This window comes from Halomonas sp. C10-5 (assembly GCF_057169305.1).
In genome coordinates this window covers 714,882-739,810 of record NZ_CP175665.1, presented here as the reverse complement: position 1 = coordinate 739,810, position 24,929 = coordinate 714,882, and the positions used below count along the sequence as shown (strand labels likewise).

20 protein-coding genes are annotated in these 24,929 nt (G+C 67.2%); 8 read left to right on the top strand and 12 right to left on the bottom strand.

All coding sequences use genetic code 11. The annotated features are described in order from the left end of the window. Position 1: 1 nt before the first annotated feature. Together ACJ7IV_RS03465 and purE are read right to left on the bottom strand one after the other, a co-directional pair. Complete coding sequence (locus ACJ7IV_RS03465; protein WP_483865778.1) at positions 2-1,114, bottom strand: 5-(carboxyamino)imidazole ribonucleotide synthase; 1,113 nt, start codon at positions 1,112-1,114, stop codon at positions 2-4. Positions 1,115-1,125: 11 nt separating this feature from the next. Next, positions 1,126-1,638 (bottom strand): 5-(carboxyamino)imidazole ribonucleotide mutase, encoded by a 513-nt coding sequence (gene purE / locus ACJ7IV_RS03460; RefSeq protein ID WP_483865777.1) that lies wholly within the window; start codon positions 1,636-1,638, stop codon positions 1,126-1,128. A gap of 235 nt (positions 1,639-1,873) precedes the next feature. Between purE and ACJ7IV_RS03455 the strand changes: the two genes are divergently transcribed. Continuing rightward, a complete protein-coding gene (locus tag ACJ7IV_RS03455; RefSeq protein WP_483865776.1) occupies positions 1,874-2,461 on the top strand; it encodes a hypothetical protein in 588 nt (195 codons plus the stop codon). 51 nt (positions 2,462-2,512) lie between these two features. Here ACJ7IV_RS03455 and ACJ7IV_RS03450 read toward each other — a convergent pair whose 3' ends face one another. From ACJ7IV_RS03450 to ACJ7IV_RS03425, 6 genes are all read right to left on the bottom strand, one after another. Beyond that, positions 2,513-4,513, bottom strand: a complete 2,001-nt coding sequence (locus ACJ7IV_RS03450) for a TRAP transporter permease (RefSeq protein WP_483865775.1) — start codon at positions 4,511-4,513, stop codon at positions 2,513-2,515. A gap of 36 nt (positions 4,514-4,549) precedes the next feature. Then, positions 4,550-5,047, bottom strand: a complete 498-nt coding sequence (locus ACJ7IV_RS03445; RefSeq protein WP_483865774.1) for a DUF1850 domain-containing protein — start codon at positions 5,045-5,047, stop codon at positions 4,550-4,552. 3 nt (positions 5,048-5,050) lie between these two features. Further along, positions 5,051-6,010: a TAXI family TRAP transporter solute-binding subunit gene (locus ACJ7IV_RS03440; RefSeq protein WP_483865773.1), complete on the bottom strand. Its 960-nt coding sequence runs from the start codon at positions 6,008-6,010 to the stop codon at positions 5,051-5,053. Positions 6,011-6,170: 160 nt separating this feature from the next. Next, a complete protein-coding gene (lhgO, locus tag ACJ7IV_RS03435; RefSeq protein ID WP_483865772.1) occupies positions 6,171-7,367 on the bottom strand; it encodes an L-2-hydroxyglutarate oxidase in 1,197 nt (398 codons plus the stop codon). Between the two features lie 100 nt (positions 7,368-7,467). Next, on the bottom strand, positions 7,468-8,448 hold the full coding sequence (gene glaH, locus ACJ7IV_RS03430) for a glutarate dioxygenase GlaH (protein ID WP_483865771.1): 981 nt from the start codon (positions 8,446-8,448) through the stop codon (positions 7,468-7,470). Positions 8,449-8,620: 172 nt separating this feature from the next. Then, entirely contained in the window at positions 8,621-10,063 is a 1,443-nt protein-coding gene (locus ACJ7IV_RS03425) for an APC family permease (RefSeq protein WP_483865770.1), read from the bottom strand. A gap of 104 nt (positions 10,064-10,167) precedes the next feature. On the opposite strand from ACJ7IV_RS03425, the gene ACJ7IV_RS03420 reads away from it, so the two are divergent. The 4 genes from ACJ7IV_RS03420 to ACJ7IV_RS03405 all read left to right on the top strand — a co-directional run bounded on the left by ACJ7IV_RS03420 (position 10,168) and on the right by ACJ7IV_RS03405 (position 15,949). After that, positions 10,168-10,665, top strand: a complete 498-nt coding sequence (locus ACJ7IV_RS03420) for an XRE family transcriptional regulator (protein ID WP_483865769.1) — start codon at positions 10,168-10,170, stop codon at positions 10,663-10,665. A 263-nt stretch (positions 10,666-10,928) separates the two neighbouring features. Then, positions 10,929-11,705: a sulfate reduction electron transfer complex DsrMKJOP subunit DsrO gene (dsrO, locus tag ACJ7IV_RS03415; protein ID WP_483865768.1), complete on the top strand. Its 777-nt coding sequence runs from the start codon at positions 10,929-10,931 to the stop codon at positions 11,703-11,705. Next, positions 11,689-12,861, top strand: coding sequence for an NrfD/PsrC family molybdoenzyme membrane anchor subunit (gene nrfD, locus ACJ7IV_RS03410; protein ID WP_483865767.1), 1,173 nt, complete (start codon positions 11,689-11,691; stop codon positions 12,859-12,861). Before dsrO ends, nrfD begins: the two co-directional genes overlap by 17 nt. Next, positions 12,854-15,949, top strand: coding sequence for a molybdopterin dinucleotide binding domain-containing protein (locus ACJ7IV_RS03405; RefSeq protein ID WP_483865766.1), 3,096 nt, complete (start codon positions 12,854-12,856; stop codon positions 15,947-15,949). Before nrfD ends, ACJ7IV_RS03405 begins: the two co-directional genes overlap by 8 nt. Positions 15,950-16,066: 117 nt before the next feature. Here the strand turns inward: ACJ7IV_RS03405 and ltrA are convergent, their stop codons facing one another. Next, complete coding sequence (ltrA, locus tag ACJ7IV_RS03400; RefSeq protein ID WP_483865765.1) at positions 16,067-17,305, bottom strand: group II intron reverse transcriptase/maturase; 1,239 nt, start codon at positions 17,303-17,305, stop codon at positions 16,067-16,069. Positions 17,306-17,905: 600 nt separating this feature from the next. Between ltrA and ACJ7IV_RS03395 the strand changes: the two genes are divergently transcribed. The 3 genes from ACJ7IV_RS03395 to ACJ7IV_RS03385 are packed head-to-tail and all read left to right on the top strand — an operon-like array spanning position 17,906 to position 20,915. After that, positions 17,906-18,772 (top strand): putative selenate ABC transporter substrate-binding protein, encoded by an 867-nt coding sequence (locus ACJ7IV_RS03395; protein ID WP_483865764.1) that lies wholly within the window; start codon positions 17,906-17,908, stop codon positions 18,770-18,772. Continuing rightward, entirely contained in the window at positions 18,772-19,425 is a 654-nt protein-coding gene (locus ACJ7IV_RS03390; protein WP_483865763.1) for an ATP-binding cassette domain-containing protein, read from the top strand. Before ACJ7IV_RS03395 ends, ACJ7IV_RS03390 begins: the two co-directional genes overlap by 1 nt. Positions 19,426-19,427: 2 nt before the next feature. Continuing rightward, on the top strand, positions 19,428-20,915 hold the full coding sequence (locus ACJ7IV_RS03385) for a PhnE/PtxC family ABC transporter permease (protein ID WP_483865762.1): 1,488 nt from the start codon (positions 19,428-19,430) through the stop codon (positions 20,913-20,915). 63 nt (positions 20,916-20,978) lie between these two features. Here ACJ7IV_RS03385 and arcC read toward each other — a convergent pair whose 3' ends face one another. Genes arcC through ilvD form a run of 3 tightly spaced genes read right to left on the bottom strand, consistent with a single transcriptional unit; the run spans position 20,979 to position 24,862 of the window. Continuing rightward, positions 20,979-21,911: a carbamate kinase gene (gene arcC, locus ACJ7IV_RS03380; RefSeq protein ID WP_483865761.1), complete on the bottom strand. Its 933-nt coding sequence runs from the start codon at positions 21,909-21,911 to the stop codon at positions 20,979-20,981. A 14-nt stretch (positions 21,912-21,925) separates the two neighbouring features. Further along, a complete protein-coding gene (locus ACJ7IV_RS03375) occupies positions 21,926-23,155 on the bottom strand; it encodes an arginine deiminase (protein WP_483865760.1) in 1,230 nt (409 codons plus the stop codon). 12 nt (positions 23,156-23,167) lie between these two features. Next, on the bottom strand, positions 23,168-24,862 hold the full coding sequence (gene ilvD / locus ACJ7IV_RS03370) for a dihydroxy-acid dehydratase (protein WP_483865759.1): 1,695 nt from the start codon (positions 24,860-24,862) through the stop codon (positions 23,168-23,170). Positions 24,863-24,929: the final 67 nt, after the last annotated feature.

The window sequence follows — 24,929 nt, the reverse complement described above, 5'->3', positions numbered from 1 at the left end:
CCTACTCGAAGCTGAAGCGCGGTGCCGGGGCGTCAGGCAGCAGCGCCGCGCAGGCCCGTACCCGCTCCAGCAGCTCGGCGTGAGTAGGGGCCAGCAGGTTGATATGGGCCAGCTTGCGCCCGGCGCGCTCGCTCTTGTCATAGCGGTGCAGGTGGGTGTCCGGCAGGGCCAGGATGGCCGCCGGGTCGCCCTCGCGGCCGATCACGTTCACCATGCAGGTCGGCATGCGCGCCGCGGTGTCACCGAGCGGCAGCCCCTGGATGGCACGCAGGTGGTTCTCGAACTGGCTGGTCACCGCACCGTCGATGGACCAGTGACCGGAGTTGTGCACCCGGGGCGCCATCTCGTTGGCCAGCAGGCTGCCGTCGGCACACTGGAACAGCTCCAGGGTCAGCACCCCCACGTAGTCGAGCTCGTCGAGCAGCGCGCGGATATAGCCGTCGGCGGTCTGCTGGATGCTGTCGGCCAGGTCCGGCAGGGGGGCGATGGAGTAACGCAGGATGCCGTCCACGTGCTGGTTCTCGGCCATGGGGTAGAAGGCCACCTCGCCGTCGCGGCCACGCACGGCGATGATCGACACCTCGCGCACGAAGTCGACGAAGGCCTCGACGATCAGCTGCGGATGGTTGATCGAGCGCCACGCCTCGGCCGCTTCGGCGGGGTCCCTGAGCACCGCCTGACCCTTGCCGTCATAGCCCTCGGTGACCGACTTGGCCACCACCGGGCAGCCCAGTTCGCGGGCTGCAGCCTCCAGTTCGTCGGCATGCTCCACCAGGCGATAGGCCGGGGTGGGGATGCCCAGGCGGTCGAACAGTGCCTTCTCCTCGGCGCGGTTCTGGCAGACGCGGATCGCCTCGCTGGAGGGATAGACGGGCCTGACCTCCTCGATGGCCTGGACCAGGGAGACCGGCAGGTGCTCGAACTCGTAGGTGACCAGGTCGACCTTATCCAGGAAGGACTCGAGGTGCTTACGGTCGGTGTCGATCATCACCTCGCCGATGCCGGCACTGGGGTGGCCGGTGGTATCGAGGAAGGTGAAGCGGTTGGCCAGGGGGTAGCCGGCCAGGGCCAGCATGCGGCCGAGCTGGCCGGCACCCAGGACGCCGATGTTCATGGTGGGCTCCTTCATTCGCTGTCGGGCCGGGGGTCGGGATTGTCGAGCACCGTCTGCGTCTGTTCGGCGCGGAAGGCCTCCACCGCGGCGCGCACCGCCGCATCCTGCAGGCCAACGATCTGGGCGGCCAGCAGCCCGGCGTTGGTGGCGCCGGCCTTGCCGATGGCCAGGGTGCCCACGGCGATGCCGCCGGGCATCTGCACGATGGAGAGCAGCGAGTCCAGGCCCTTGAGCGCCTTGGACTCCACCGGCACGCCGAGCACCGGCAGCGCGGTCTGGGAGGCCACCATGCCGGGCAGATGGGCGGCCCCGCCGGCACCGGCGACGATCACCTCAAGGCCGCGCTCGGCGGCGCCCTTGGCGTACTCGAACAGCAGGTCGGGGGTGCGGTGGGCGGAAACCACCCGGGTCTCGCAGGGCACGCCCAACCGCTCGAGCATCGCCACGGCATGCTCCATCACCGGCCAGTCGGACTTCGATCCCATGATCACGCCGACCTTCGGCGCCTGTGTATCGGACTGCATGACCTGCTCCTCGGCGACTGCCTCAATACGGTAAAGAGTGCGTAAAGGAAAGCCGGACATTCTAGCGCCGCGGGCCTGCAGCGTCATCTTGACCAGGCGGACAGCTGCCCTCCCGACCCACCCTGTCGCCGTCAGACGACAGCCGTTTGCATGCTAGATGCGCCATTGCCTGCTAAGGTCGTGGTGAATGGGCAGCAAGGAGAAGCCCATCTGGAAGCCACCAAGGAGACAGACAATGAAGCGTTCCCTGATCTTTACCGCGGTACTCGCCGGCTCCCTGCTGCTCGTCGGCTGCGACTCCGACAGCGAAGAGACCACCCAGCAGGAGGAAACCACCGAGCAGGAGCTCCAGCAGAGCGCCGACGAAGCCGGCGAAGCCATGGACGAGGCCGCTGCCGAGACCGAAGAGTCCCTGGACGAAGCCGCCGCCGAGACCGAAGAGGCTCTGGACGAGGCTGCCGATGAGTCCGGGCAGGCCCTGGACGAGGCCGCTGCCGAATCAGAACAGGCCACCGAGGAAGCGGGTGAAGCTCTGGACGCGGCGGGTGACGAAGCCGCCCAGGAGGCCAGCGAGGCAGCGGAGAGCGCCGAAGCCGCGGGCGAAGAGGCCGCCAACGAGACCGAGAGCGCCCTGGATGCCGCCCGTGATGCCACCGCCGATGCGGTCGACTCCGCACGTGATGCCACCGCCGATGCCGTGGATGCCGCCCGCGAGAAGACCGACGAACTGGTCGAGAGCGCCAAGGAGATGGCTTCGGGTAGCGATGAGGCCGCGGAAGTCTCCGCAGAAGCCGAAGTCGAGGCCGAGACCTCCAACCAGTAAGCCTCTCTCCCAACGAAGGCCCGCCCGGTTCTCCAGGCGGGCCTTCGTGTGTCAGGCCGTCGCGTCCCGCCGGCTCGCCAGCCAGTTGCCGACGATCACCGCCAGCATCACCGCGGCACCCGCCGCCTCCACCATCAGGCTGGGGTAGAACACCGCCACGATGGCCGGCAGCAGCAGGGCCCGCAGCGCCCAGCCCATGCGGGCGAACAGGTACCCCTCCAGCGCCGCAGCGAAGGCCGCCAGGGCCAGGAAGCCGGTCAATGCCGTCCAGATCAGCAGTGGCCAGGGCCCGCCCATGATGATCTCCGGGTTGTAGACCATGAACAGCGGGATCAGGTAGAGCCCCTTGGCGAACTTCCAGGCCTGGAAGCCCGTCTCCATCGGCTTGGCCCCGGCGATGGCCGCTCCGGCGAAACCGGCCAGGGCGATGGGTGGCGTGACGTTGGAGTCCTGGGAGTACCAGAACACCACCAGGTGGGCGATCAGCAGCGGTACGCCGAACTCCGCGGTGAGCGCCGGCCCCACCAGCACGATCAGCACGATATAGCTGGCGGTCACCGGCAGGCCCATGCCCAGCACCAGGCTGGCCAGCAGCACCATGATCAGCGCCAGCAGCAGGTTGCCCCCCGAGAAGGCCAGCATCATGGAGGAGAACTTCAGCCCCAGGCCGGTCAGCCCCACCACACCGACGATGATGCCCGCCACCGCGCAGGCCATGGAGACCGCCACGGCATTGCGCGCGCCCAGCTCCAGACCACCGAGCAGCTTCACCAGTCCACTGCGGCTGGCGGCAAGGAGCCGCTCCCCGGTCACCGGCTCACCCTGTTTCGGCGCCACGAGGAAGAACCACACCAGGAAGCGCAGTACCGCCACGGCGAGCATGGTAAGGATGGCAAAATAGCCCACCCGCATCGGCGACATGTTCATCACCAGCAGCCACACCAGCACCGCCAGCGGCAGCAGGAAGTGCCAGCCGTAGCGCATCACGTCGCGCATCTGGGGCAGCTCGCTCCTCGCCATCCCCTGCATACCCTGCTTGAGGGCGATGATATGCACGAACAGGTAGACGGTGCCGAAGTACATGATCGCCGGCAGGATGCTGACCTTGACCACCTCCAGATAGGGCATCCGGGTGTACTCGGCGATCAGGAAGGCGCCGGCCCCCATCAGCGGCGGCATGATCTGCCCGCCGGTGGAGGCCGCCGCCTCGATGCCGCCGGCCTGGTGGGGCTTGTAGCCCAGGCGCTTCATCAGCGGAATGGTGAAGGCGCCGGTGGTCACCACGTTGGCGATGGCACTGCCGGAGATCGACCCCATCCCCGCCGAGGCGATCACCGCGGCCTTGGCCGGCCCGCCACGCTGGCGACCGGTGGCGGCATAGGCAAGGTCGATGAAGAACCTGCCGGCGCCGGTGATCTCGAGGAAGGCGCCGAACAGCACGAAGATGAAGATATAGGTGGCCGCCACCCCCATGGGCAGGCCGAAGATGCCCTCCTGCCCCAGGTAGAGCTGGCCCACCAGGCGGTCCAGGCTGTAGCCGCGATGCTCCAGGATGCCGGGCAGCCACTGCCCCAGCCAGGGGAGGTCCCCGCGCGGACCGGCGAAGGCGTAGAGGAGCGCGATCACCCCGATCACCGTCATACCCAGGCCCACCGCCCGGCGCGCCGCCTCCAGCACGGTAACGGTGGCGATACAGCCGACCACGATGTCGGTCTGGCTCCAGAAGCCGGCACGGTTGATGATCTCGTCGAGGTAGAGCACCAGATAGCCGCCGGTCACCAGGGCCCCGGCGAAGAAGGTGGCGTCGAGCAGCCAGCCGACGATCCCGCGCGGCCGCCGCGGGCCGAACACCGGAAACATCAGGAAGGCCAGCATCATGATCAGCATCAGGTGGATGCTGCGCTGGTAGAACAGCCCCAGCGGCTCGATGCCGGCGGAGTAGAGCTGGAACAGCGACAGGCCCACCGCCACCAGGGTGATCAGCCACAGCACCGGCCGGGCATGGTTCGCCTGGCTGCCGGGGACGATGGGGGAATTGCCCGATTCACTCATTAGTCAGTCCAGGTGAAGATTCATTCAGGAGAAGGCTTATTCAGATGAAACCAGGCGCACGGTGACCGGCTGGTCTGCCGCCAACCGACTGAGGCTGATGCGCTCGTCGTCCACCACCAGGCGGTGGTCGACGGCAGGGCCGCCCACCCGCAGACGATAGGCGTTGCCCGGCACCGGCTCGTCGAGCTCCTCGATCCAGTAGCCACCCTCGCCGTCCGAGATCTGGCGGCCGCGGCCGGGGACATGGTCGAGCCCCGCGGCGAAGTCGGGCAGGTGGCTGCGCTCGAGCACCATGCGCCCGCGGCGATGCCGATAGCAGTCGAGCACCGGGAACCCCTCCACCGAGTGGTTCCACTCCAGGCACCAGCCCTCGCCCTCGGGCATGGGCAGAGTCACCAGAGTCTCGCCTCGCTTGTCGATCACCTCGAGGCGGGCCTCGTCCTGGCCCGCCGCCGGGCTGGCCAGGACGAGGCCCGTACACAGCAGCAGGGCGGGCAGCCAGGCCCGCCCTGCTGTCAGGTGCAAGTCACGCATCACTCAGGGACGCTGGTGATCCTGGACCTCGGCGCCGATCTCCTCGTAGTAGCGCAGGGCGCCGGGGTGGAAGGCGATCGGCGTGGAGTTGACGCTGAACTCAACGGTGGTGTCGTTGGCAGCCGGGTGCACCTCGATCAGCTCGTCGGTGCGCTCGAAGAGCATCTTGGTGATCTGGTAGGCGAGTTCCTCGTCCATCTCGCTGCTCACCGCCAGCACGTTGGGAATGCCGATGGTCTGCACGCCCTCTTCCATGCCCTCGTAGAGGCCGGCACGCAGCTCGTAGGGGGCGAACACCGAGACCTCCTCGCGGGCATTAGCCACTTCCTCGTCGCTGAGGCCGATCAGGCGAATATCGCGAGTCGTCGCCAGGTTCATGATCGAGCTGGTGGGCGGCCCCACGCTCCAGAAGCCGGCGGCGATGTCACCGTCGCGGATGGCGTCGGCGGTCTCGTTGAAGTTCAGGCGCCGCGGGTCGAAGTCATCGTAGCTGATGCCATTGGCCTCGAGCAGCGCCCGGGCATTGAGCTCGGTACCGCTGCCCGGCGCCCCCACCGAGACCACCTCGCCCTCGAGATCGGAGAGGCTCTCGATGCCGGAGTCGGCCAGGGTGACGAGCTGCACGGCGTTGGGGTAGACCGAGGCCAGTGCGCGGATGTTCTCGAGCTGGCGGCCCTCGAAGTCGCCGGTTCCGCTGTAGGCCTGGTAGACGGTATCGGCCAGGGCCAGGGCGAGGTCGGAGTCGCCGCGCCACACCAGGCCCATGTTTTCCACCGAGGCGCCGGTGACCTCGGCCACGGCCTCGTAACCCTCGAGGTGCTTGCCGATCATCTCGGCCAGGCCACCGCCCAGCGGGTAGTAGGTGCCGCCGGTACCGCCGGTGGCAATGGAGAGCTGCTGGGCAGACGCCAGCGGGGCCGTCGCGATCAGCGAGGCGGCGACGGCATACTTCATGGCTTTCATGGCATTCCTCCGGTCCTGGAACCAGGTTGTCGTATTGTCATTGTCGACGCCGGGTCGACGTCCAGACTCAAGCTAGCACGCGAGCAGCGTGAGAGCCCAACCCCCTGATTTCTACGTTTTCCGGGAATTTCGGCAATGCCACCATGGTCGCGGCGCGGTTTCAGCCCTCCACCATGGCCTTCACCTGCTCGACGATGTGCGCCCCGATGGGCAGTGCCGAGGTGGCCGCAGGCGACGGCGCGTTGCCCACGTTGAGGGTCCGACGGGTGTTCACGAACAGGAAATCGTCCACCAGCCTGCCATCCCGCGACACCGCCTGGGCGCGCACGCCGGCCGGCCACGGCTCGAGGTCATCGAGGGTCAGGCTGGGGCAGTACTTGCGCACCAGCTCGAGATAGCCGCGCCGGTGCAGGGAGTTCTTCATCTCCTGAAGCCCCGGGCGCAGGTTGCGGCCCAGCACCCTGAGGATCCCGGGATCGGTCAGCATCTGTGCCAGGTCCCGTGGGGATACGTCGCGCCGCCGATACCCCTCGCGCTTGAAGGCCAGCACCGCATTGGGGCCCACGGTGACACTGCCGTCGATCATCCGCGTCAGATGCACGCCCAGGAACGGCATGGAGGGATCGGGGATCGGGTAGATCAGGTGGTTGACGATACGGCTGAGGCGGTCCGGCAGCCGATAGTACTCGCCGCGGAAGGGACAGATGGTGAACCCCGGGTCGTGGCCGAGCATGCGCACCACGCGGTCGGCCATCAGCCCCGAGCAGGTCACCAAGTAGCGCCCGGTGAACTCGCCGGCGCCGCTGGTCACCACCACCTCCTGGCGGCGCTCCTCGAGGGCGCTGACCTCGGCGTCGTAGCGGATCTCGCCACCCAGCCGTTCAAACTCGGCGGCCATGGCCCGGGTCACCGCGGCGTAGTCGACGATGCCGCTGGAGGGCACGAAGATCCCGCCGAGCCCGGTGATATTGGGCTCGCGCTCGGCCAGGGCTCCGGCGGAGAGCCACTCGCGAGTAAGGCCGTTGGCGGCGGTACGCTCCCACAGCGCCTCCATGCGCTGCATCTCGAGTTCGCTGGTCGCCACCAGCAGCTTGCCGCAGGTGTCGTAGGCGATGCCGTGCTCGTCGCAGAACGCCTTGGTGGCGCGGTTGCCCTCCAGACAGAAGCGCGCCTTGAGGCTACCCGGGGTGTAGTAGACCCCGGCGTGGATCACCCCGCTGTTGTGGCCGGTCTGGTGGCGGGCCGGGCCGGACTCCTTCTCCAGCAGCAGCATCCTGCTGTCGGGGTAGGCCTGCTTGAGCTGCATGGCGGTGGACATCCCCAGGATGCCGCCACCGATGATGATGAAATCGTGCATGCCGTCCTCGCTCCTCCAATCACACGGCCACGTCGTGTTCACGACGTGGCCTCGTCAGTCTAACCCGTCGGTCGGGTCGCGACGCCAAAGCTCGCTCTTCTCAAGACTGGCGGGGATTGCGCAAGGTCCTAGCATGGGTGAAGTAGCCGCGCTGACGCATCAGCTCACGACGCAGTTCCGGGTGCGGCGTGAAGCGATCCCGGCCGTGCAACCAGAAGTGGTTGTTGATCAGCAGGAAGCTCCCGACCGGGTTGGGCACCGAGAGGATCGCCGGGCTGTTCTCGAGCGACTCGGAGAGGTCGGTCAGCCAGTTGCCCTCCTCGAAGTCCTTCGGCTGCACGAACTGGACGATATAGGACATGACCGGGCGGCCTTCGCGGTCGACATCGAACACCGGGTGGAAGACGTCCCGGGTCACGTTCTTGCTGGGCGGTGCGGTCCAGCGCATCGGGCGGTGAGCCAGCGGGTGTGCATAGAAACGCTCGAGGTCTTCCCAGTCGTCCAGATGCAGCAACAGCGAGTTGCCGCCCTCCATGTGCTGCTCGTCGATCTTCATCATCAGCACGTAGTCGGTGTCCTGCTCGACGAAAGTACCGTCGTTGTGCAGCTCCATCACCCGGTGCGGCTGGCGCAGGTAGCTGTCGGAGTCGTCGACGTTCTTCACCACGAAGCGGGCATAGAACTGGCCGCTCATAGCATCGTAGTTGGAACGCCCCATCAGGTGCGCCACCGCGGTGGCCAGCTTGACCATGTCGTCGGCCTGCTCGACACGATCCAGCCCCTCCGGCACCACTTGGAAGCCACCGGTGGCACGATCCACCAGAGTGTTCACCAATACCGGCTGCAGGGTGTTGTCGCAAAGATCGTCAAGGATCTTCGCCACACGGAAGCGCAGCATCGACTTGTACTCCAGCGCCTGCACCGGCCATTCGGCGACGTCGGCCAGGAAAGCCTCGACCACGTCACGCGAGATGGTCAACTGCAGCAGGCGCGACGACTGGACAGAAGGCGCCAGCGTGAAGCCGCGGATATCAGCGGGCAACGGCATGGCGGTATCGGGGAGCTGGGTCAGTACGGTCATGTCAGGGTCTCAGGGGCTTGTGGACTTGCCACTTAAAAATATCTACGTTTTTATATTTTATCAACATTAAAAGGAATGATTGACACAGAGTCACGGCACGGCGCGCCCGAAAACCCCGAACCCCGGCGCAAGGGCCGGGGTTCGGGGTGGCAGGACGGGGTGCCAGCGAGACTCAGCGGCCCTGGTAGGGGTCCGCCCCGGCCAGCTCGCGTTGCATCATGCTGTCGCTGTAGGCGGTGCCGTAGCGGGCGCGGGACCAGGCATAGAGTGCCAGGCCGATCATCATCCAGCCGGCAAAGATTGCCCACTCGATGGCGGAGAGCGCCGAGGGGCTTCCCGGCAGGTACATGGCGGTCAGTCCCAGGGAGAGCAGCACCGCCAGGGCACCCACCAGCTTTCCCTGGCGGACCTTGAAGGGACGCTCCATCTCCGGCTCGCGGCGACGCAACAACACGAAAGAGAGCGAGACGAACAGGTAGGCGATGACGATGCCCAGGCCGCCTGCTACCACCAGCCACACCAGTGCCGGACGGCCGAAGAAGGGCGCGATGGCGGAGAGGATTCCCATCACCAGGATGGCATTGGTGGGCGTGCGGTAGGTCGGGTGCAGCTTGCCCAGCCAGGCGGGCAGCATGCCCGAGTGCGCCAGGGCATAGATGGCCCGGGAACCGCCGATGTAGAAGGCATTCCAGCTGGTGATGATGCCGGCGATACCTGCCAGGATCATCAGGTTGCCGGCCCAGGGTGCCTGGAAGGCCGCCTGCATGGCATCCGGTACCGCCAGCGAACTGGCACCCAGCGCCTCGCTGTCGAGCATCAGCGAGGTACCGAGGATGATGAAGGCATACCAGAATACCGCCAGGATCACCGAGATCATCAGCACCCGACCGATCTCGCGGAACGGCAGGTTGATCTCCTCGGCGGCCTGGGGAATCACGTCGAAACCGACGAACATGAAGGGAACCATGATGATCACCATCATGATGCCACCCATCACGCCCTCCTCGACGCTGAACAGCGGCTGCATGGTCGCGGTGCTGCCCTGGAAGAGGGCACCGGTGATGAACAAGATGCCCACTGCCAGGATCAGCAGGGTCACCACCTTCTGCACCAGGGCTGCGGTGCGTACGCCGATGTAGTTGATCCACATCATCACCAGCGAGCCGGCCACGCCGACCGCCACCCAGGTAGCCTTCACCTCCCAGCCGGTAATGGTCCAGAGGTGCCCCACCGCGTAGTTCGGGAAGAGGTGCTCCACCACCGTGGGCAGCGCCACGGCCTCGAAGGCCACCACACTGACATAGCCCAGGGTGATTGCCCAGGTGCACAGGAAGGAGGCAAAGTGCCCCATGGCGCGATAGCTGTAGACGTGCTCGCCGCCCACCTGGGGCATCGCCGAGGCCAGCTCGGCGTAGGTGAGGCCCACCAGCACGATGATCAGCCCACCAACCAGGAAGGCGGTGATCGCCCCGAGGCTGCCGGCAGACTGGATCCAGCTGCCGGTCAGCACGATCCAGCCCCAGCCGATCATGGCACCGAAGGCCAGGGCGAGGACATCCTTGCGGGCCAGCACACGCGACAGCTGACCCTGTGAGGTCGTGGCATCTTGAGTCATGAGATCCTCGATAGTTGTCTTTTTGTCTTAAAAACTTTGTTTTCACGTAACGTCGACAAAATAGGCAACCCGGGGTCTGACAGCAAGGATGTTCGATATTCTTGATGATAGACATTCGTCGACGCCCAGCCGAACCCCCGAGATTGCGGGACTTCAGACAAAACAGTGATACCTTCTATTCTCATTTAGTCGAAAAGAATATTGCACGGCACTCCCCGCCGGGGGGAACCGACACCTGCCACGAAAGCAGCATGCAATCGACACTGGCAAAAACGTCGTCTAGCCGCCATAGTGTGGCTGTCGCAACCGCCCAATGGAGCATCATGAGCACGGCACGACAGTCCCGATCCGCGGAACTTCTTGACCCCCCGCGAAGCAGCCCTGACCTCGACGTCAGGGACCTGGAACAACGTACACGCCTCATGCGCATCGTGACCCGGCTGATCGCCGTGTCAGACCTCGGCAGCCGCGAGATCGCTCGCCGCGCCGGGCTGCCGATGCAGAAGATCAGCGACCTCCTCGCGGGGAAGCTGGAGCACCTCTCCATCGATGAGCTACGCCTCGTGCATCGCACCATCGAGCAGCAGGGGGCCACCCACTAGGCCGCCCGGCCACGCATCACGCAACGCGCCCCGAACAGCGAACGCCCTGCCCCGCCGGCAGGGCGTTTTTTGTCCTGCCGACTCGCCGAAAAAAACCCAGATATTCATTGGCTTGCACATCATTACGCGAGCATTAAGCGCTTGCCAACAATCTATTGACCGACATCAAGTCCATATACCTTGGTCGCAGGTAGCCTTCCGGTATCAGATTTACCTCTTGAATGCGCGGACGATTCCGCCCCACCCAGGCCACCGGAGGCGCCATGGACCCCATTCGCCGCACCCTTCTCGGCCAGCTGGCCCGCCTCAGTGCGGGTGCCGCCCTGATACCGCTCTCCAGCGTTGCCAGCGCCGGCATCAACCAGCAGCCCCCCCGTCGAGAAGGCGATCCCAGCAAGCGCTACGGCATGCTCATCGACCTGCGCCAGTGCATCGGCTGCCAGGCCTGCACCGTGTCGTGCCATATCGAGAACGCCGCCCCGCTGGGCAGCTTCCGCACCACCGTCTCCCAGTACGAGGTAGAGCACCAGGAGACCGGTGAGGTCGCCACCTTCATGCTGCCGCGCCTGTGCAACCACTGCGAGAACCCGCCCTGCGTGCCGGTCTGCCCGGTGGAGGCCACCTTCCAGCGCCAGGACGGCATCGTGGTGGTCGACAGCGACCGCTGCGTGGGCTGCGCCTACTGCGTCAACGCCTGCCCCTACGACGCCCGCTTCATCAACGAGCGCACCCAGACCGCCGACAAGTGCACCTTCTGCGCCCACCGGCTGGAAGCCGGCCTGCTGCCGGCCTGTGTGGAGAGCTGCGTGGGCGGCGCGCGGATCATCGGCGACATGCGTGATCCGGAGAGTCAGATCAGCCGCATGATCGCCGAGCACCGCAACGAGCTGATGGTGCTGCAGCCGGAGAAGAACACCCTGCCCCAGGTCTTCTACCTCGGCATGGACGAGCGCTTCGTGACTCGCCCCGACGCCGAGCCGGTCGCCCTGGAAGTCCTCGATCCCCACGGCCAGGAGATGGGCTATGAATTCCGCCATTGAGCTGCTCGCCCCGCGCTACGACATCGCCTGGTACCCCTGGGCGGTGCAGTACTTCTTCATGATCGCACTCTCCTACGCCACCCTGTGGCTGGCCGCCCCGGCGCTGGTGTTCGGCAAGAAAGCCTGGCTACCCACCGCACGCCTGGCGCTGCTCGCCTGCCTGACCACCACCCTGGTGGCACCGGTAGCCCTGCTCGCCGACCTGCACCAGCCACTGCGCTTCTGGCACTTCTACGCCTACGCCAACAGCCACTCCTGGATGTCCGTCGGCAGCCTGGTACTGCCCCTCTACGTGGTGGGCGTGATCGTGCTGGCCTGGCTCGCCTGGCGTCCGGCGCTGCAGGCCCATCGCCAGGCCCCCGGCATCGCCGGTTTCGTGGCCCGCTGGCTGTCGCTGGGCGACGCCCCTACCCCGCGCGCCCTGGTGGTGCTGGTGGGCCTCGGTACCCTGGCCCTCTCCACCGGCATCATGCTCTACACCGGCGCCGAGGTGGCCATCGTCAAGGCCCGCCCGCTGTGGCACACGGTGTGGCTGCCGCCGATGTTCGTGGCCACCGGTTTCATCGCCGCCACCGGCCTGATCCTTGTGCTCAACCGCGTGGCCGGTGAGCGCAGCACCACGGTCAGTCGGCAGATGCTCAAGGTGATGCTGGGGGCCTGCCTGGTGGCCGGACTCGTCGCCGGCAGCTGGTTCCTCGACGGCATCAATGCCAACGTCGGCTCCGTGGCCGCGGCAATGGAATCTGTGCGCGACAGCGCCGAGTGGCGCAGCACCGCCCTGTGGGGTGGCCTCACCGGCCTGGTCCTGTTCGGCGCCGTGCTCTACCTGCTCACTCGCCCCGCTTCACGCCACCCGGCACTCTACGCCTGGGCCTGGGTGCTCGGCCTGGTGGCCCTGCACGTCGGCTGGATGTTCCGCTGGGTGGTGCTGATGGACGTGCAGACCGTGGCCCGCCACAGCGCCGGCTTCCACCACTACGGCATCCCCGCCGGCTCGTCCGGCATCCTCGGCATCGTCGGTACCTTCGGCCTGTGGCTCGCCGCCATCCTGCTGATCGACCTCTTAGTGCCGTGGCGCCAGGCCGCCCAGGGCGGCAGCACCGCCGACGCCTCCCCCGAACATCCTGACGTCGAAGGAGCCCTCCGTCATGGCTAAGTCACCCGACACCTCACGTCGCCGCTTCCTCAAGGGCGCCGCCGCCGGCGGTGCCGCCACCTTCGCCGCCGGCTACTCCGACCCGCTGGTCAAGATGGCCAAGGGCGTCACCGGCAGCGCCGGCGAGAAGCCCGCGCACCGCATCCACGGCAACTCCCTGGCACCGGAGTACACCGTCGACCCCGTGAGCGGCGAGCTGACCCTCAACCCCGACCAGCGCGTGGCCTTCACCGTCTGCTACGGCTGCACCACCAAATGCGGCGTGCGGGTGCGCGTCGACAACGCCACCGACCAGGTGCTGCGCGTCTCCGGCAACCCCTACAACCCGCTCTCCTCCGACGAGCACCTGCCCATGCGCACCCCGGTGGTCGAGGCCCTGCGCGGGCTGAGCGCCTATGGCGACCAGGGCCAGCAGAACCGCTCCACCGCCTGCGCCCGCGGCAACGCCATGATGGCGCAGATCGACAGCCCCTTCCGCGTCACCCACTGCCTCAAGCGGGTCGGCGGGCGCGGCAGCCGCGAATGGGAGAAGGTGCCCTTCGAGCAGGTCATCGAGGAGATCTGCGAGGGTGGCGACCTGTTCGGCGAGGGCCATGTGGATGGCCTGCGCGCCATCCACGACGTCGATACCCCCATCGACCCGGAGAACCCCGAGTACGGCCCGAAGGCCAACCAGCTGATGGTGATGGAGGCCACCGATTACGGCCGCTCCGCGCTGCTCAAGCGCTTCGCCTTCAACGCCTTCGGCACCCGCAACTACGGCCACCACGGTTCCTACTGCGGCCTGGCCTATCGCATGGGCTCGGGGGCGGTGATGAATGACCTGGCCAAGAATGCCCACACCAAGCCGGACATCCAGAACGCCCGCTTCATCCTCTACGTGGGCACCGCCCCCAGCCAGGCCGGCAACCCCTTCAAGCGCCAGGGGCGGTTGATCGCCCAGGCGCGCGCCGAAGGCACCCTGGAGTATGTGGTGGTGGACCCGGGCCTCAACGCCTCGGCTTCCCACGCCGCCGACCACAACCGCTGGGTGCCGATCCGTCCGGGCACCGACAGCGCCCTGGCCATGGCCATGATCCAGTGGCTGCTCGACCACGAGGGCTACGCCAAGGCGTTCCTGGAGCTTCCCGGCCAGCCCGCCGCCGAGGCCGCCGGCGAGGCGACCCACACCAATGCCAGCCACCTGGTGATCACGGACGATGCGCACCCGCGCCGCGGCCGCTTCCTGCGCACCAGCGACCTGGGCCTGGCCGAGGCGGACAGCGACGCCGACGTGCCCATGGTGGTGGCTGACGGCGAGCTGGCGAAGAGCACCGATGTCATGGCCGCCGAGCTGTTCGTCGACCGCGACGTCGAACTCGCCGACGGCGAGAGCGTGCGGGTCAAGAGCAGCATGGTGCTGCTGCGCGAGTCCGCCAACGAATACACCCTGGCCGAGTATGCCGAGCACTGTGGCATCCCCGAGGCCACCATCGTCGACATGGCCACCCGCTTCGCCAGCCACGGCCGCCGCGCGGTAACCAACTCCCATGGCGGGATGATGTCCGGCAACGGCTTCTACGCCGCCTTCGGCATGCAGATGCTCAACGTGCTGGCCGGCAACCACAACCGCAAGGGCGGCAGCGCCGCTGGCGGCGGCCAGTTCAACGGCGTCGGCACCGGCCCCCGCTACGACCTGGCCAACTTCCCTGGCAAGCGCGGCCCCAAGGGGGTCTTCCTCTCCCGCTCGCGCTTCCCCTACGAGAAATCCTCCGAGTACCAGCGCAAGGTGGCCGCCGGCGAGAACCCCTACCCGGCCCGCGCTCCCTGGCGGTCGCTGGCACCGCCCACCCTCACCGAGCACCTGCCCTCGGCGCTGGACGGCTACCCCTATCCGATCAAGGCCGTGATCGGCTGCATGGCCAACCCCATCTACGGCCAGGCGGGCCTGGAGGGGCTGATCGCCGACAAGCTCAAGGACCCGAAACGCCTGGGGCTATTCGTCGCTGTCGACGGCTTCCTCAACGAGACCAACCGCTACGCCGACTACATCGTGCCGGACTCGGTGATGTATGAGGTGTGGGGCTTCACCGGCTCCTGGAAAGGGACTCTGGGCAAGATGACTACCGCCTGCTGGCCGGTGGTGGAGCCACGCCAGCAGAAGACCGAAGAAGGCGAGCCGGTCTCCATGGAGAGCTTCTTCATCGCCACCGCCAAGCGCCTCGGGCTGCCGGGCTTCGGCGACGAGGCGATCCCCGACGCCGATGGCAACCTGCACCCGCTCAACCGTGCCGAGGACTTCTTCCTGCGCGCCGCCGCCAACGTGGCCATGCAGGGTGAAGCGCTGCCCGCGGCCGACGAGAGCGACATCGCCCACGCGGGCCTGGCCCCGCTGCTGCCCAGGCTGGAGCGCACCCTCAAGCCCGAGGAGCGCGGCCCGGTGGCCTACCTCTACGCCCGCGGCGGTCGCTTCGAGGACTTCAAGGACCACTTCAAGGGCGAGAACCTCACCAGCGCCTGGAAACGCACCCTGTGCGTCTACAACGAGCAGGTGGGCACCAGCATCAACACCCAGACCGGCGAGCCCAACCGTGGCGTGCCGCGCCATGCCCTGCCGCCGCTGGCCGACGGTCGCGCCATGCGCGAGGTGTTCAAAGAGGAGGACTGGCCACTGCTGGCGTTCTCGTTCAAGTCCAACCTGATGAACTCCTACGCCATCGGTCTCGAGCGGCTGCGCATGATCAAGCCCTACAACCCGGTGATGATGCACCGCCAGGATGCCGAGCGCTTCGGCATCCAGCACGGCGATACCATCCGCATCGAGAGCCCCGGCGGCAGCGTGGTCGCCCTGGCACTGGTCGGCGAAGGCGTGATGCCCGGCGCACTGGGCATCGAGCACGGCTACGGCCACCGCGACCTGGGGGCCACCCCCCACGTGATCGACGGCGAGTCCCAGCCCGACCTCGAGTGGCTGCGCGCCGGCATCAACATCAACGACCTGGGCTTCAAGGACCCGACCCGCAGTATCGACGGCACCTGGCTCGAGCCCATCAGTGGCGCCGCCGTGCGCCAGGGCATGCCGATCCGGGTGACCCGCCTGGAGGCCTGAAGAGCGGCGCTTCGCCCCTCGAGGCGAAGCGCTTTCCCTGCCGATATCGGGTCGGAGGGGGGCTAGCCCCCGTCCGCCCACACCACCGGGCAAACGGATCCGTACCACGGCGGTTGGTCAAGTGTTGGCAAACCGTTTCATGTAGAAACTTACACCACGGAAGCCTCGGGCGTGCCACCAACGGTTGTTCATCGCGAATCGTGTTCGATGGAGCTGGGCCAGGAACCACCAGCGCTTGTGCTGGCCGTACCCCTTGGCCTCCTCCACCGGGAGTCCGAGTTGAATCATCTTCCTGACCCGGGTTCGCGGCTTGAACCACTGTTTCATCAGGCACATCCGTAGACGGCTTCGGATCCAGCTGTCGAGGTCGGCAAATAACCGGCGTGTTTCCGCCAGCCGAAAGTAGCTCGTCCAGCCTCTGAGGTACTTGTCGAGGCGGGCCAGCTTGACCTCGATCGATTCTCGATCATGTCCTCGGGTCAGTTGCTTGACCCGTCTCTTGAAGCGCTTGATCGTCTCTGTGCTGCAGCGGATCCGGGGGTTGGCCATCCCAAGGAAGCCATATCCCAGGAAACTGCTGCGCGAGGCGGCCACGACGCGACTCTTACTCCGGTTCACCGGGAGTTTCAGCCGTGTCTCCAGAAAGGCGGTCGTGCTTTCCTTGACCCGGCGACCCGCCCGACGACTCTTGACGTAGACCTGACAGTCATCGGCGTATCGGCAGAACCGATGGCCTCTGGCGTCCAGTTCCTTGTCGAGATCATCGAGTAGGATATTGCTGAGCAAGGGACTCAGGGGAGACCCCTGAGGCGTGCCTTTCTCGCGCTGGCTGACGAGACCACCCATCATCATCCCCGATTGCAGGTAGCGGCGGATCAGGCCAAGCAAACGCTTGTCGGGAATCCGCTTCGCCAACCTGGCCATCAGGATGTCGTGGTTGACCTGGTCGAAGAACTTCTCCAGGTCGATGTCGACCACGATGTTGTGGCCCTGCTTGACGTAGTCATGGGCCTGCTCAATCGCCTGCCAGGCGTTCCGGCCCGGTCTGAAGCCGTAGCTTGAAGGTGAGAAATCCTTCTCGTAGTGAGGGCTGAGCACTTGATGGATGGCTTGCTGGATCAGACGGTCCACCACGTTGGGGATGCCCAACATGCGGTACTTCCCTTTCCCTTTCGGGATGTGAACCGTCCTGACCGGCCCTGGCTGATAGGTCCCTGTCCGGAGTGCTTCTTTGAGCTCCAGCCATGACGCTTTCAGAAAGTGCCCGGTCTCTTCAATGGTGCGTGTATCGGGGCCAGGGGCCCCTTTGTTGCGCTGCACCCGGCCCCATGCATCCGCCATATTGGCGCTGTCCAACACATCATCCATGGATACCGGGTAGCAGGGTTCACAAGGTCTCCAGCCTGCGGTCGGTCTGCCGCTGCCAGTAAACTGCGGTCGGTTGTCATCGCGTTGGTCAGAGATCACAGAGAGACCTTTCACTTGCCTTTGGCCCTTCGGTGGGATGTTGCCACCTACTATGGCCGCTGCTGACTTCCCTCACGCCCTTGCCTCCCCTCCCGCTGAGCGGTTGGCTTGGCTCCGGCGGTCGTGAGGGACCTCCCGGGGTAAGACGCACATCTTTCCCGCCATGTAGCCGCCTCATATACGTGCTGCGCTGCCGTGTTGGGATGAGCTTTGTGTTCTTCAGCACACTCACTCTACGCAGCCCGCCTCCTATGAGATTCGTGTTCCTCGGCTCGGCGGTTTGCCGCAGGCTTCCTTCAGATTCCACCTCGCGATGGACACCCTTGCCGTATAGGCTAACAGCTACTCCCAACTTCACTGCTCGGGACTTTCACCCTATAGATGTGCGCCGTGCCCGGCGCACTGACACGATGCCCGGGCTATCCGATATCGGAAGCCCGGGCGTTTTTTTGCTATCATGGCGCGCGCTCCCCCCACAAGGATTACCCCATGCTTCGACGCCTGCCTCACGCATTGGCGGCGGCGCTGCCGCTGATGTTCGCCTCCTCGCTTGTCGCTGCCAGCCCCTTCGTGTTCACCGCTATCCCCGACGAGGACGAGACACGCCTGCAGGAGCGCTTCCAGAAGGTCGCCGACTACCTAGCGGAGGAGCTCAAGGTCGAGGTGCGCTTCGTGCCGGTGAAGTCCTACGCCGCGGCGGTCACCGCCTTCCGCAATGATCAGGTGCAGCTGGCCTGGTTCGGCGGCCTCTCCGGCGTGCAGGCCCGCGAGCGCGTGCCCGGCTCCCGAGCCCTGGCCCAGGGCGTCGAGGACGCCGAGTTTCGGACCTACTTCATCGCCCACGAGAGCACCGGCCTGGAAGAGGGTGAGGGGCTGGTCGAGGCCATGCGCGACATGACCTTCACCTTCGGCTCCAAGGGCTCCACCTCCGGACGCCTGATGCCCGAGCACTACCTGCGCGAGGCCTTCGGCGAGGCACCGGAAGAGGTCTTCTCGCGTGTCGGCTTCAGCGGCAACCACAGCCGCACCGCCTCGCTGGTCGCCTCCGGGGCCTACCAGCTCGGCGCCCTCAACTACACCGTGTGGGAAAACGAGCTCGAGGCCGGCAACCTCGATGCCGACAGCGTCAAGGTGGTATGGCAGACCCCGACCTACCCGGATTACCAGTGGACGATCCGCGGCGACGTCGACGAGCGCTTCGGCGAGGGCTTCGCCGATCGCGTCCAGCAGGCGCTGCTCGACATGGATGACCCCGAGCTGCTCGAGAGCTTCCCGCGCTCCGGCTTCATCCCGGTGGACAACGCCGACTACGAGATCATCCACCAGGTCGGCCAGCAGCTCGACATCCTCGATTGATGACCGCCCTTGCCCTCACCGATGTGGTGGCCGATTACGGCGGGGCGCGCGTGATCGGCCCGCTCGACCTGACACTGGTGCGGGGCGAGCGGGTGGCCTTGGTTGGCAGGAGCGGCGCCGGCAAGTCGACGCTGCTGGGGGTCATGCAGCAGCGCTGGCGACACCACGGGGCCGCGCTGATGCCCCAGCAGCTGGGCCTGGTGCCCTCGCTGAGCGTGTTCCACAACGTCTACATGGGCGGGCTCGCCAGGCACCCCACCTGGTACAACCTGGTCAGCCTGGCGCGCCCCTTCCGCCGCGATATCGAGGCCATCATGCCGCTGCTCGAGCGCTTCGGCATCGCCGACAAGTGCTGGACCGCGGTCGGCGAGCTGTCCGGCGGCCAGGGCCAGCGCGTCGCCGCCGCCCGGGCGATTCACCAGCGGGGGGACCTGCTGCTCGCCGACGAGCCGATCTCGGCCCTCGACGGCCCGCTTGCCGAGCGGGTACTGAGCGCGCTGGGCGAGGCCTACCCCACCGCGGTGCTGGCCATGCATGACGTGGAGCTGGCCCTGCGCTACACCGACCGGGTCGTGGGCATCGTCGAGGGCAGGATCGCCCTGGACGAGGCGAGCCACAGGCTCAGCGCCCGGGACCTGCTGGTGCTCTACTGATCATGTGGCACTCGGCAACCGTGCGCACCAGCCTGGGCTTCGTGGCACTGGCCATCGCCTGCCTGCTGCTGGCCGACTTCCAGATCAGCGCCCACGACCCCTGGGCGGAGCTGGGGCGGCTGTTCCTGGGGCTGGCACAGCCCGACTTCTCCGCCGTGGACTACCTCGGCGAGGCGATCGTGCGGACCCTGGCCTTCGCCTTCGTCGGCGTGGGGCTGGGGGCCGTGGCAGGGCTGCTGCTGGCGCTGGTGTTTCGCCATCGCGCGGTGCGCACCACCTGCGCCTTCATCCGCGCCATCCACGAGCTGTTCTGGGCACTGATCTTCCTGCAGTTCTTCGGCCTGCACCCGCTGACCGGCGTGCTCGCCATCGCCATTCCCTATTCCGGCATCTTCGCCAAGGTCTATGCCGAGATCCTCGACGAGAGCGACCCACAGCCGGCGCAGGTGATCCCCCATGGCACCGGCGTGGTCTCGGCCCTCGCCTACACCCGCTTCAGCCAGGCCTGGCCACATCTGGCGACCTACACCGCCTACCGGCTCGAGTGCGGCCTGCGCTCCAGCGCCGTGCTGGGCTTCGTGGGCATGCCCACCCTGGGCTTCTACCTGGAGTCCTCGTTCGCCCAGGGCCAGTACACCACGGTGGGGGCGCTGCTGCTGCTGTTCTATGCGCTGATCGCCACCCTCAGGCTGTGGGCCCGCCCGCGCCTGCTGCCCCTCTACCTGCTGGCCGCCCCCTTCCTGCTCGGCGAGGGGCTGCCGATCCGCTGGCAGAGCGTCTCGCGCTTCTTCACCGAGGATATCGTTCCCGAGCCGCTGCGGCAGGGCGAAGGGGTCGCCGGGCTCATGCCCTGGCTGGGGGACCTGCTCGTCAACGAGGCGCTGCCGGGCATCTGGAATACCCTGCTGCTGACCCAGATCGCCCTGGTGGCGACCGGACTGCTGGCACTGGCGCTCTACCCGCTGGTCTCGTCGCATTTCACGGGGCGCCATCTCTCCGGCCGGGTGCGCGGCGTCCTGGGCCACGCGGTGCTGGTGATCCTGCGCTCGACCCCCGAGTACCTGCTGGCCTTCATCCTGCTGCAGCTGTGGGGCCCCTCGATGCTGCCGGCGGTGGTGGCACTGGCCATCCACAATGGCGGCATCATCGGCCACCTGGTGGGCCAGCGCAGCAACGAGATCATGCTGCGTGCCGATGCCCCGCGCGGCATCGAACGCTACGCCTTCGAGCTGACCCCACGGCTCTACGGTCCCTTCCTGGCCCTGCTCTTTTACCGCTGGGAGATCATCATGCGCGAGACAGCCATCCTCGGCATCCTCGGCATCGCCACCCTGGGCTTCTATGTCGACAGCGCCATCCAGGAGATCCGCTTCGACCGGGCCATGGTCCTGATCCTGATCACCGCGCTGCTCAATATCGGCGTGGACATCCTGGCACGCCATCTGCGCAACCGCCTGCGCCTACGGCATACCGCCAGCTGCGAGCCCTGACCCCGCCCGAGACGACGCCGGCAGTCGGTAAGCCCCGCCGGGGACACCCAGGGGCTGACAGCATCAGCCCCGGCTGTCGCCCTGCGGAGCATCCGCCGACACCCGTGTTCCCGCCCTGCCCTCGAGGATCGCCACGGCATCGGCCATCCGGCCGATGCCGCTGATGCCACCCGTTTCGGCAAAGTCGCAGGCGGCCGCCAGCTTCGGCCCCATGGAACCGGCAGGCAGCTCCATCTCGCGGGCCCGGGCCACCGTCAGGGCGGAGAGCGGTGTCGCGGCATTCGTGCCGTAATCCCGGTAGACACCGTCCACGTCGGTCAGCAACAGCAGCGCATCCGCACCCAGCTGGTGAGCCAGCAACGCACTGGCGGCATCCTTGTCGATCACCGCTTCCACACCGACCAGGCAGCCATCGTCCCGGCGCAGCACCGGAATCCCGCCACCCCCGGCGCACACCACCACCACGCCCTGGGCGAGCAGCAGCTGCAGCACCCGCAGGTCCGGAATCTCCAGCGGCCTCGGCGAGGGAACCACCCGACGCCACTTGTCACCGTCCCGGGCGATGCGCCAGCCGGCCGCCGCCGCGCGACGCTCCGCCTCGGCCCGTTCGTAGACCGGCCCGACAAACTTGGTGGGATGGGCAAAGGCGGGATCCCGGGGATCCACCACCACCTGGGTCAGCAGGGTGGCCACCGGCCGGTCATGGTCGAGGGCGTTTTCCAGCTCCTGCTCGATCATGTAGCCGATCATGCCCTCAGTCTCGGCCCCCAGCAGGTCCAGTGGATAGGCCTCGTCCGGCTGATAGGCGGTAGCCTGCAGCGCCAGCAGCCCCACCTGGGGGCCATTACCGTGGGTGATCACCAGCTGGTGACCAGCGCGCACGATGTCGGCCAGCGCCCGCACGGCCACCTGCACGTTGTGTCGCTGCGCCGCTGCCGTCAGCGGCTCCCCACGCTTCAGCAGGGCGTTGCCACCCAGTGCCGCCACTACCAGCATGCCGATTCCCCCTGTCAGACAGGATCACGTCGGGTCGGGCAGCTCATGCAGCGCCCTCCCCCGCGGCCACGGCCCAGCTCGGCGCCGGGAATGGCCAGCACCTCGATGCCTGCGGCCTCCAGCGCCGCATTGGTGTCGTCGTTGCGGTCATAGCCCACGACGACCCCGGGGCTCAGTGCCAGCACGTTATTGCCGTCGTTCCACTGCTCGCGCTCCCGCTCCTCCGGGCTGTCGCCACCGGTGGGCACCACCTCCAGCGTCGGGTAGCCGAGGATCTCCGCAACCAGCTCGAACAGGTGGCGCGGGTCGCGCCGGAATGCCAGGGGCCTGTCGCCCTCGCCGGGACGCAGGTCATAGCAGACCACCGCCTCCGCGACCTCCTGGAAGGCGGTCACCACGTTGCCGCCACAGAAGGTGAACACGGTATCCAGATGCATGGCCGCGCGGGACCGGGGGAGCTGGCAGGCGATCACCCGCTCGGCCGTGCCGCTGTCAAACAGCGCCTTCGCCAGCTGGCCGATGGCCTGGGGCGAGGAGCGCTCGCCCATGCCCACCAGCACCGTGCCGTTCCCCACCGGCATGATGTCGCCGCCCTCCAGGGTCGCCAGGCCGTGGTCGGCCAGCGGATCCCCCCAGTGCACCTCCGCCCCGCCGGCGAAGGCCGGATGGAAGCGATAGATGGCCGCCATCAGCAGGGTCTCCGGCCGGCGGGCATCCCAGCGCATGGGGTTGAGAGTGACGCCGCCATGGATCCAGGCGCTGCTGTCGCGGGTGAACAGGAAGTTGGGCAGGGGCGGCAGCACGAAGCCGGAATGGCCCAGATGGTTGCCGAACAGCCCTGCCGGGTTGAAGGGCAGGTCCCTCACCCCCAGCCCGCCGATCAGGAACTCGGCCAGGGATGCGCTCGGCAGCTCGTCCAGCCAGGCGCGCAGGTCCGCCACCATGCCCACCCCGACCTGGTTCCAGGTGATCCGATGGTCCAGCACCCAGGCGCGGCCTTCGCCACCATCCAGAGTCTCGGCCAGCAGGTCGTTGACGTCGAGCACCTCCACACCCCGGGCCCGCATCACGTCGACAAAAAGGCCGTGATCCTGCTGGGCCTGCTTGACCCAGAACACGTCGTCGAACAGCAGGACATCGCAGTTGGAGGGCGTCAGCCGACGATGGGCCAGCCCCGGACGGCAGACGATCACCTGGCGCAGGGTGCCGGTCTCGGAGTGGACCCCGAGTTCAGGCATCGCCATGGCTAGCGCTCGTCACGACGACGACTCGACGTCGGTCACCGCCCCGGTGCTGGCCGAGCTGACCAGCCTCGCATACTTGGCCAGCACCCCGCGGGTATAGCGCGGTGCCGGCTGCTGCCAGGCGGCGCGGCGTCGCATCAGCTCCTCGTCGGAGAGGTCGACGTCGATGGTATCGGCCTCGGCGTCGATGGTGATGCGGTCGCCATCCTCCACCAGCGCCAGCGGGCCGCCGTCGAAGGCCTCCGGCGTCACGTGGCCCACCACGAAGCCGTGGCTGCCGCCGGAGAAGCGCCCGTCGGTGATCAGCGCCACCTCGCTGCCGAGCCCGCGGCCCATGATCGCCGAGGTGGGGGTGAGCATCTCGCGCATACCGGGCCCGCCGCGCGGCCCCTCGTAGCGGATCACCACCACGTCGCCGGCCACCACGGTGCCGTCGTTGATGCGCGCCTGGGCCTCCTCCTCGGAGCCGAACACCCGGGCGGAGCCTGCAAAGCGGGTGCCCTCCTTGCCGGTGATCTTGGCCACCGCCCCCTCGGGCGCCAGGTTGCCGAAAAGGATGCGCAGGTGGCTCTCCGCCTTGATGGGCGCATCCAGCGCCGCGATGATCGTCTGGTCGTCGGGGTAGGGAGCGACGCTCGCCAGGTTCTCGGCCAGGGTCCTGCCGGTCACGGTGAGGCAGTCGCCGTGGAGCAGGCCGGCATCGAGCAGGGTCTTCATCAGCGGCTGGATGCCGCCGATCGCCACCAGCTCGCTCATCATGTAGTGGCCGCTGGGGCGCAGGTCGGCCACCACCGGCACGCGGCGGCCGATGCGGGTGAAGTCCTCGAGGCTCAGCTCCACCCCGATGGTGCGGGCCATGCCGATCAGGTGCAGTACCGCGTTGGTGGAGCCGCCCAGGGCGATCACCACGGTGATGGCGTTCTCGAAGGCCTTGCGGGTCATGATGTCCGAGGGCTTGAGGTCGCGTTCGAGCAGCTCGAGCACCGCGGCACCGGCCGCCTCGCAATCCTCGCGCTTGTCGTTGGAGACAGCGTTCTGGGCGGAGCTTCCCGGCAGGCTCATGCCCAGCGCCTCGATGGCCGAGGCCATGGTGTTGGCGGTGTACATGCCGCCGCAGGAGCCCGGCCCGGGGATCGCCGTCTCCTCGATCTGCTTGAGCTCGATCAGGTCGATGTCGCCGCGGCTGTGGGCACCCATGGCCTCGAACACCGAGACGATGTCGGTGTGGCCCTTGCCGGGCAGGATGGTGCCGCCATAGACGAAGACGCTGGGGCGGTTAAGCCGCGCCAGGCCCATCAGGCAGCCCGGCATGTTCTTGTCGCAGCCGCCGATGGCCACCAGGCCGTCGAAGCCCTCGCAGCCGGCCACCGTCTCGATGGAGTCGGCGATCACCTCCCGCGACACCAGCGAGTACTTCATGCCCTCGGTGCCGTTGGCGATGCCGTCGGAGATAGTGATGGTGTTGAAGATCACCCCCTTGCCGCCGGCGGCGTCGGCGCCGTCGCTGGCATGGCGGGCCAGCTCGTCGATATGGCTGTTGCAGGGGGTGAGGTTGCTCCAGGTGGAGGCGATGCCCACCTGAGGCTTCCTGAAGTCTTCATCGGTGAAGCCCACCGCACGCAGCATGGCGCGGCTGGCCGCCTTGCCGGGGCCATCCACCACCGGGGCGGAATGACGGCGGCGGGGGTCCTTCGGGGTATCGCTCATGGCAGGGCTCCTGTGAAGATGACGTGACCCTCAGAGGGTGGACCGCAAGCCATGTAGCTGTCCATGG

What these genes read in the sequence shown, in the direction of transcription:
- ACJ7IV_RS03465 (WP_483865778.1), bottom strand. Translation starts at nt 1,114, where the DNA reads ATGAACATCGGCGTCCTGGGTGCCGGCCAGCTCGGCCGCATGCTGGCC.
- purE (WP_483865777.1), bottom strand. Translation starts at nt 1,638, where the DNA reads ATGCAGTCCGATACACAGGCGCCGAAGGTCGGCGTGATCATGGGATCG.
- ACJ7IV_RS03455 (WP_483865776.1), top strand. Translation starts at nt 1,874, where the DNA reads ATGAAGCGTTCCCTGATCTTTACCGCGGTACTCGCCGGCTCCCTGCTG.
- ACJ7IV_RS03450 (WP_483865775.1), bottom strand. Translation starts at nt 4,513, where the DNA reads ATGAGTGAATCGGGCAATTCCCCCATCGTCCCCGGCAGCCAGGCGAAC.
- ACJ7IV_RS03445 (WP_483865774.1), bottom strand. Translation starts at nt 5,047, where the DNA reads ATGCGTGACTTGCACCTGACAGCAGGGCGGGCCTGGCTGCCCGCCCTG.
- ACJ7IV_RS03440 (WP_483865773.1), bottom strand. Translation starts at nt 6,010, where the DNA reads ATGAAAGCCATGAAGTATGCCGTCGCCGCCTCGCTGATCGCGACGGCC.
- lhgO (WP_483865772.1), bottom strand. Translation starts at nt 7,367, where the DNA reads ATGCACGATTTCATCATCATCGGTGGCGGCATCCTGGGGATGTCCACC.
- glaH (WP_483865771.1), bottom strand. Translation starts at nt 8,448, where the DNA reads ATGACCGTACTGACCCAGCTCCCCGATACCGCCATGCCGTTGCCCGCT.
- ACJ7IV_RS03425 (WP_483865770.1), bottom strand. Translation starts at nt 10,063, where the DNA reads ATGACTCAAGATGCCACGACCTCACAGGGTCAGCTGTCGCGTGTGCTG.
- ACJ7IV_RS03420 (WP_483865769.1), top strand. Translation starts at nt 10,168, where the DNA reads ATGATAGACATTCGTCGACGCCCAGCCGAACCCCCGAGATTGCGGGAC.
- dsrO (WP_483865768.1), top strand. Translation starts at nt 10,929, where the DNA reads ATGGACCCCATTCGCCGCACCCTTCTCGGCCAGCTGGCCCGCCTCAGT.
- nrfD (WP_483865767.1), top strand. Translation starts at nt 11,689, where the DNA reads ATGAATTCCGCCATTGAGCTGCTCGCCCCGCGCTACGACATCGCCTGG.
- ACJ7IV_RS03405 (WP_483865766.1), top strand. Translation starts at nt 12,854, where the DNA reads ATGGCTAAGTCACCCGACACCTCACGTCGCCGCTTCCTCAAGGGCGCC.
- ACJ7IV_RS03395 (WP_483865764.1), top strand. Translation starts at nt 17,906, where the DNA reads ATGCTTCGACGCCTGCCTCACGCATTGGCGGCGGCGCTGCCGCTGATG.
- ACJ7IV_RS03390 (WP_483865763.1), top strand. Translation starts at nt 18,772, where the DNA reads ATGACCGCCCTTGCCCTCACCGATGTGGTGGCCGATTACGGCGGGGCG.
- ACJ7IV_RS03385 (WP_483865762.1), top strand. Translation starts at nt 19,428, where the DNA reads ATGTGGCACTCGGCAACCGTGCGCACCAGCCTGGGCTTCGTGGCACTG.
- arcC (WP_483865761.1), bottom strand. Translation starts at nt 21,911, where the DNA reads ATGCTGGTAGTGGCGGCACTGGGTGGCAACGCCCTGCTGAAGCGTGGG.
- ACJ7IV_RS03375 (WP_483865760.1), bottom strand. Translation starts at nt 23,155, where the DNA reads ATGGCGATGCCTGAACTCGGGGTCCACTCCGAGACCGGCACCCTGCGC.
- ilvD (WP_483865759.1), bottom strand. Translation starts at nt 24,862, where the DNA reads ATGAGCGATACCCCGAAGGACCCCCGCCGCCGTCATTCCGCCCCGGTG.